Source organism: Ferrimonas marina (genome assembly GCF_900129905.1).
Lineage (GTDB): Bacteria > Pseudomonadota > Gammaproteobacteria > Enterobacterales > Shewanellaceae > Ferrimonas > Ferrimonas marina.
The window spans coordinates 294,262-300,419 of the sequence record NZ_FQXG01000008.1 but is presented as its reverse complement, the minus strand read 5'-3'; the positions used below and the strand labels follow the sequence as shown (position 1 = coordinate 300,419).

The window sequence follows — 6,158 nt, the reverse complement described above, 5'->3', positions numbered from 1 at the left end:
CCCCGAAGGTTCAATGTTGTCGCTGCCGCTCGACTTGCATGTGTTAGGCCTGCCGCCAGCGTTCAATCTGAGCCATGATCAAACTCTTCAATTAAAGATTTTGATTTAGCGTCCTGCTCCGAAGAGCAAGACGTACTCAATGAATACTGAATTGATAATTTAGTCCGAAGACCAAATTACTCTGCATGTTGTGCAGTCACTCAGTAGCATCGAGAAAATGATGATTTCTCAATCCTGCGTGAGTGCCCACACAGATTGTCTGACAAATTGTTAAAGAGCGTTGCTTCGTTGCCGAAGCAGGAGGCACATTCTAGTGAATCTCCTCCAGTCGTCAAGCCGTTTTTCAACGAGGCCGTTCGACCGTCGACATTTTGAACAACCAAGCCTTTCGCCCAATGTTCGTGGGCTGCTGTCCTCACTGAGTGAGTCACCGTGCCCCGTCGACAGGGAGCGCATTATAGGGCGGTGTTTGCCGATGGCAAGCGCCAATTTCAATGAATTCGAACGACTGGTCAGGATTCACGCTGTGTGACGCAAAAGCCGGCGAATCCGCCCTGTTTCCCCCTTCCCCAGGCGATTAATCGTCCTGGGAAAGGATCCACTCCACCGCTTGTGGCAATGCCGGGCAAACCTGGTCAGCCAGGGCGATGCCCCGCTCGGTCACGCTTTTACCGGATTCCACCAGGATCTTGGCTTTAACCCCAGCGGATTTGCCGGCGGTCATGTCGTCGGCTTTATCACCAACCATATAGCTTTGTGCCATATCGGCCTGGTGCTCCGCTTTGCCGCGCAGCAGCATGCCCGGCTCGGGCTTACGGCAATCACAGGCGGTGACATAAGGGGCAATCCCTTTCTCAGGATGATGAGGGCAGTAATAGACCGCCGTTAAGGGCGCGCCGGCCTGGGCGAACTGCGCTTGCATCCATTCGGTCAGCTTGGCGAACTGGGCCTCGTCGTAATAGCCACGAGCAATGCCCGACTGGTTGGTCACCACGATCAATTGAAAGCCGGCTTCGACCAGGCGATGGCACGCCTCCAACACACCGGGTACAAACTCAAACTGCTCCGGTGTGTGTACATAGCCGTGATCGATGTTGATCACGCCATCCCGGTCTAAGAAAACCGTCTTTCTCATGGTGTCTCCATAGTGTCTCTGTAATAAGGCGGCAAAGTATCCCCTTTCCCCCCGCCATTGGCAAACTGGCAAGAACAACGAAATCTGGTGAAAAGTTCGGCAACAATCACATTTAGACGGCTAAATGTCTAAATGTCCGTTGACAGACTTCTGGACGGCTACTTAAACTGCCCCCACACGCCGAGGCCGGCGCCAACCAGAATAACAAGGGCGATCATCCAATGATCACACTGCAAGCCATCCATAAATCCTTTCGCCAGAAGGACCAGATCATCGCGGCGCTGAAGCCCACGGATCTGCATGTGCCCCAGGGCAGCATCTTCGGCATTATCGGCAGCTCCGGCGCCGGTAAAAGTACCCTGATCCGTTGCGTCAACCTGCTGGAGCGTCCCGACGGTGGCCAGGTGCTGATCGATGGCGTCGACCTGACCACCCTGCCCGCCAAGGAGCTGCGTCGTCAGCGCCAACAGATCGCCATGATCTTCCAGCACTTCAATCTGCTCGCCTCCCGTACCGTGTTCGGTAACGTGGCGCTGCCGCTGGAGTTGGCGGGTGAGGACAAAGCGGAGATCGAGCGCAAGGTTAAGGAACTGCTCAATCTGGTGGGCCTGGCAGAGAAGGTCGACGCCTACCCGGCGAACCTGTCTGGCGGCCAGAAACAGCGCGTGGCGATCGCCCGTGCCCTGGCCAACGACCCCAAGGTGCTGTTGTGTGACGAAGCCACCTCTGCACTGGACCCGGAGACCACCAAGTCCATTCTGGCGCTGCTCAAGACCATCAACCAACGACTGGGTCTGACCATCCTGCTGATCACCCATGAGATGGAAGTGGTTAAGCAGATCTGTGATCGGGTCGCCATCATCGATGGTGGCCGTTTGATTGAGCAGGGCGAGGTTGGGCCCTTCTTCGCCAACGCCCGCACCGAGCTGGCCCGCCGCTTTATCGCTTCCACCTTGCATCTGGATCTGCCGGAGAGCTTCCGTCAGGCGCTGACCGAAGAGCCCGGAGAGAATGGTAAGCCCCTTCTTCGCCTCAGCTTCCGTGGCGACAGTGTGGATGCTCCGGTGATTACCCAGGCGGCCAAGCGCTTTGGTATCGACATCAGCATCCTCAGCGCACAGATGGAGTATGTCGGCGGTACCAAGTTTGGCCTGATGCTGGCCGAGCTGATGGGTAACGAACGCGGCATTGAAGAAGCCAAGACCTTCTTGGTAGAACACAACATTGATGTAGAGGTGCTCGGCTATGTCCAGTGATCTGATCCCGCTGCTGTGGGGCGCCACCGTGCAGACCCTGCAGATGGTCTTTCTCTCTGGCTTGATCGCCGCGCTGCTGGGGATCCCCCTGGGTGTCATCCTGCACCTGACCAAGGCCGGTCAGCTGATGGAGAATCTCACCATCAACCGCATCCTGGGCGTCATCGTCAATGCCGGTCGCTCCGTGCCCTTTATCATCCTGCTGGTGGCCATCATCCCGTTCACCCGCATGGTCGTTGGCACCAGCATCGGCACTATGGCCGCTGTTGTGCCGCTGACCGTGGGTGCCATCCCCTTTATCGCCCGTCTGATTGAGGGAGCGCTGATGGAGGTGCCTGCCGGTCTGGTGGAGGCGGCAGAAACCATGGGCGCTTCACCGCGCCAGATCATTCAGAAGGTGCTGATCCCTGAGGCCCTGCCTGGCATCGTTAACAGCATCACCATCACCCTGGTCACCCTGGTAAGCTACTCCGCCATGGCCGGTGCGGTCGGTGGCGGCGGTCTGGGCGACGTGGGGATCCGCTATGGCTACTACCGCTTTGAACTCGACGTGATGCTGGCTACCATCGTCATCCTGCTGGTGCTGGTACAACTGATCCAATCCCTGGGCGATGCACTGGTACGTCGCATCGACCACCGCTAATCAACAAGAACAAATAACGAGAAGGAACAAGTCATGAAGAAGACCATCCAATCCCTGTTTGCCGCGGCCTCCCTGCTGGCCCTGACCGCCTGTGGTGGTAGCGACTCCAACACCCTGAAGCTGGGTGCCATGGCGGGCCCGGAAGCCCAGGTTGCCGAAGTGGCCGCTAAGCTGGCCAAGGCCAAGTTTGACCTGGATGTAGAGATCGTGCCGTTCACCGACTACGTGACCCCGAACGCCGCGCTCAACGATGGAAGCATCGACATCAACGCTTTCCAGCATCGTCCCTACCTGGACGGCCAGGTAGAAGCCCGTGGTTACGACCTGGTGGCGGTCGCCAACACCTTCGTTTACCCCATCGCCGCCTACTCCAGCAGCATCAGCGATCTGAGTGAGCTGGCAGACGGCGCCAAGGTGGCCCTGCCCAACGATCCGACCAACCTGGGCCGCTCCCTGGTACTGCTGGAATCCCAGGGCCTGCTGACCCTGAAAGAGGGCGTGGGCATCGCCGCGACCCCGCGTGACGTGGTAGAAAACCCGAAGAACCTGGAGATCCTGGAACTGGAAGCGGCTCAACTGCCCCGTGCCCTGCAGGACGTGAGCTTCGCGGTGATCAACAACACCTTCGCAGGCCAAGCCGGCCTGACCCTGGAGAGCAATGGCCTGTTCGTGGAAGACAAGGACAGCCCGTACGTAAACCTGATCGTGGCACGCAGCAACAACCAGGATGACGAGCGTATTGCCCAGTTCATCGAGGCGTACCAGAGCGAAGAGGTGCACACCAAGGCCAACGAGCTGTTTGACGGCAACATCGTCAAAGGCTGGTAAGCCATCCGCATCAAAAAAAGAGGCCTTAGGGCCTCTTTTTTTTGTCTTACACCTGAAACGAGATGAACAGATTCGCCGTCAGGCGCCCGCTGCTCGGTGAAGGGTCAATGTCCTGCTCAGCCATCACCGCAGTGGAGTGCAACAGATTGCCGGGGTAGATTGCCAGCCGGTTCGCCCGGTAACTGACCCTGTCATAACAGTCATAATGCCTGTCACTGCCGGTACGATAGCCAGGCTCATTCGCCTTCACCTCGGCCAGGGCATCGCGCCCCTGGTCAAAATAATCATCCATCCGCTCCTGGCCAACCCGTTCGAATGTCGATGCCCGATGACGAAAGAACAGGGTATCGCCATGGGGCGGTGCATTCAGGTAATGCAAGATGGCAAAGTGAAACCGATCCGGTGTGTCAAAGTGGGGCAGGCACTGAAGCGGCTTAAGGGATTCTGGCGCTTGAGTAATCAAGGAGAAACAAAACCCCCGGGGCTGCATCCTGGCTTGTCTCGGGATCCCATAAACCCGCTGCAGCAACGGGATCAGGTACTGCACCGTATCCACTACGTACGCTTTTGGCAGCGGCGCACGGATCCCCGGATAGTAAGTCTGCGGGTCCGGCTCAAAGCTGGCTCGCTCTGCTGCCTGTCGCAACGGCTCCAGATCCATTAAAAAGTCATCGATCTGGATCACCGGTGTTTGCTCCAGACCGATGCGCCGTATCTGTGGCTCGCTCTGTCGATTCAAGGCAAAGGGAGCCTGATGCGGTGTGCTCAACATCGCTATGACTCCTGAGGTTTAGCCGGGCAATAATGGGCAACGAAGTCAAAATGGGGCGGCAAAGAGGAGACCTTCTTGGTGACCCGGCCCTTGATCCCTCCCAAAAAGCCCTCCAACTCGTGATCGGACATCATATCCACGATGGGATGGTAAGATTTTGGCTCAATCCCCTGCCCCATCATCACCTGCACCCAGGAGGTTTCACCAAACAGGTCCGGGCCATGCTTGAACACCTTGCCGGCCTCCTCAAACATGTTCATGCGGTGGGCCAAACTCTCGGGTACCGGCATCCGCTTGCAGTGCTGCCAGAATGGGCTGTCGTCCCGCTCGGTGGCCTTGTAGTGCAGCACAATGAAGTCACGGATATTGGCCATCTCCTCCAGGGTCTGGCTGTTGAACTCGTTGCGCTCCGCCTCGTAGCTGCCGCCACTGGGCAACAGTTGCATTAAACGGATGATACTGCGCTGGATCAGGTGGATGCTGGTGGACTCCAACGGCTCCAGGAAGCCACTGGCCAGGCCGATGGCGATGCAGTTGCGATTCCAGTGCTGACGCCGGGTGCCGGTGCGGAACTGGATCACCCGCGGCTCATTAAGCAGCTCGCCTTCTAGGTTGGCCAGCAAGGTGGCCTTGGCCTCCTCGTCGCTCCAGTACTTGCTGCAATACACCATGCCATTGCCCACCCGGCTTTGCAGCGGGATGCGCCATTGCCAGCCGGAGGCGTGCGCGATGGAGCGGGTGTAGGCCGGCGGGTTGCTGACGGATTTGGTTTGCACCGCGATGGCCCGGTCACAGGGCAGCCAATGCGACCAGTCGTCGTAGCCGGTGTTGAGGGTTTGCTCAATCAGCAGGGCACGGAAGCCGGTGCAGTCGATGAACAGATCCCCGTCGATACGCTCGCCGTTCTCCAGCACCAGCGCCTGGATATCACCGCTTTCAGCACACTGAGTCACAGACTCAATCTTACCCTCAATGCGGCGGGCACCATGCTGCTCTGCCAGCTTACGCAGGAACTTGGCATAGAGGGTGGCATCCATATGGTAGGCGTGGTTGTAATCCTGGTTGGGCAACACGGCAAAGCGCCCTTCCCGGGCGGCCAGGTGCTCGGTGCAGTAGTCGCCGATCTCGCTGACCATGCCAAGCGCCTTGCCCTTTTGCCAAAAATGGTGGAAACCACAGGCCCAGCATTCTTTACCCAAGAAGCCAAAGGAGTGCAGGTAGCTTTCGTTTTGCACCCGCCAGTTCTCAAACTGGATCCCCAGTTTGAAGGTGGCGTTGGTGGCGGCCATCACATCCTGTTCCTTCAGGCCCAGCAAGCGATGGTAGATGTGCAGCGTGGGGATCGTCGCCTCCCCCACCCCAACGGTGCCGATCTGATCCGACTCCACCAGCACCACATCCAGGCGCTTCCCCATCAACTTGGCCAAGGCCGCGGCGGTCATCCAGCCGGCGGTACCCCCGCCGGCCACCACAACGCGCATCGGTGGCTGGTTCATAAGACTTCTCTCCCTGTCCTACAGCGCC

General features: G+C 58.3%; 6 protein-coding genes. 3 read left to right on the top strand and 3 right to left on the bottom strand.

Annotation, left to right across the window (positions count from 1 at the left end; all coding sequences use genetic code 11):
* Nucleotides 1–577: 577 nt before the first annotated feature.
* Nucleotides 578–1,135 (bottom strand): D-glycero-beta-D-manno-heptose 1,7-bisphosphate 7-phosphatase, encoded by a 558-nt coding sequence (gene gmhB / locus BUC04_RS19495; RefSeq protein ID WP_067664869.1) that lies wholly within the window; start codon nucleotides 1,133–1,135, stop codon nucleotides 578–580.
* Between the two features lie 221 nt (nucleotides 1,136–1,356).
* On the opposite strand from gmhB, the gene metN reads away from it, so the two are divergent.
* Genes metN through metQ form a run of 3 tightly spaced genes read left to right on the top strand, consistent with a single transcriptional unit; the run spans nucleotide 1,357 to nucleotide 3,862 of the window.
* A complete protein-coding gene (metN, locus tag BUC04_RS19490) occupies nucleotides 1,357–2,391 on the top strand; it encodes a methionine ABC transporter ATP-binding protein MetN (protein ID WP_067664867.1) in 1,035 nt (344 codons plus the stop codon).
* The gene (locus tag BUC04_RS19485) at nucleotides 2,381–3,034 is read left to right on the top strand and encodes a methionine ABC transporter permease (RefSeq protein ID WP_067664865.1); all 654 of its coding nucleotides are present in this window, start codon (nucleotides 2,381–2,383) and stop codon (nucleotides 3,032–3,034) included. Before metN ends, BUC04_RS19485 begins: the two co-directional genes overlap by 11 nt.
* A gap of 33 nt (nucleotides 3,035–3,067) precedes the next feature.
* Entirely contained in the window at nucleotides 3,068–3,862 is a 795-nt protein-coding gene (gene metQ / locus BUC04_RS19480) for a methionine ABC transporter substrate-binding lipoprotein MetQ (RefSeq protein ID WP_067664863.1), read from the top strand.
* A gap of 46 nt (nucleotides 3,863–3,908) precedes the next feature.
* Here the strand turns inward: metQ and BUC04_RS19475 are convergent, their stop codons facing one another.
* Both BUC04_RS19475 and BUC04_RS19470 read right to left on the bottom strand, forming a co-directional pair.
* On the bottom strand, nucleotides 3,909–4,634 hold the full coding sequence (locus BUC04_RS19475; protein WP_067664861.1) for a DUF6445 family protein: 726 nt from the start codon (nucleotides 4,632–4,634) through the stop codon (nucleotides 3,909–3,911).
* 2 nt (nucleotides 4,635–4,636) lie between these two features.
* On the bottom strand, nucleotides 4,637–6,130 hold the full coding sequence (locus BUC04_RS19470; protein ID WP_067664859.1) for a tryptophan halogenase family protein: 1,494 nt from the start codon (nucleotides 6,128–6,130) through the stop codon (nucleotides 4,637–4,639).
* Nucleotides 6,131–6,158 lie beyond the last annotated feature (28 nt).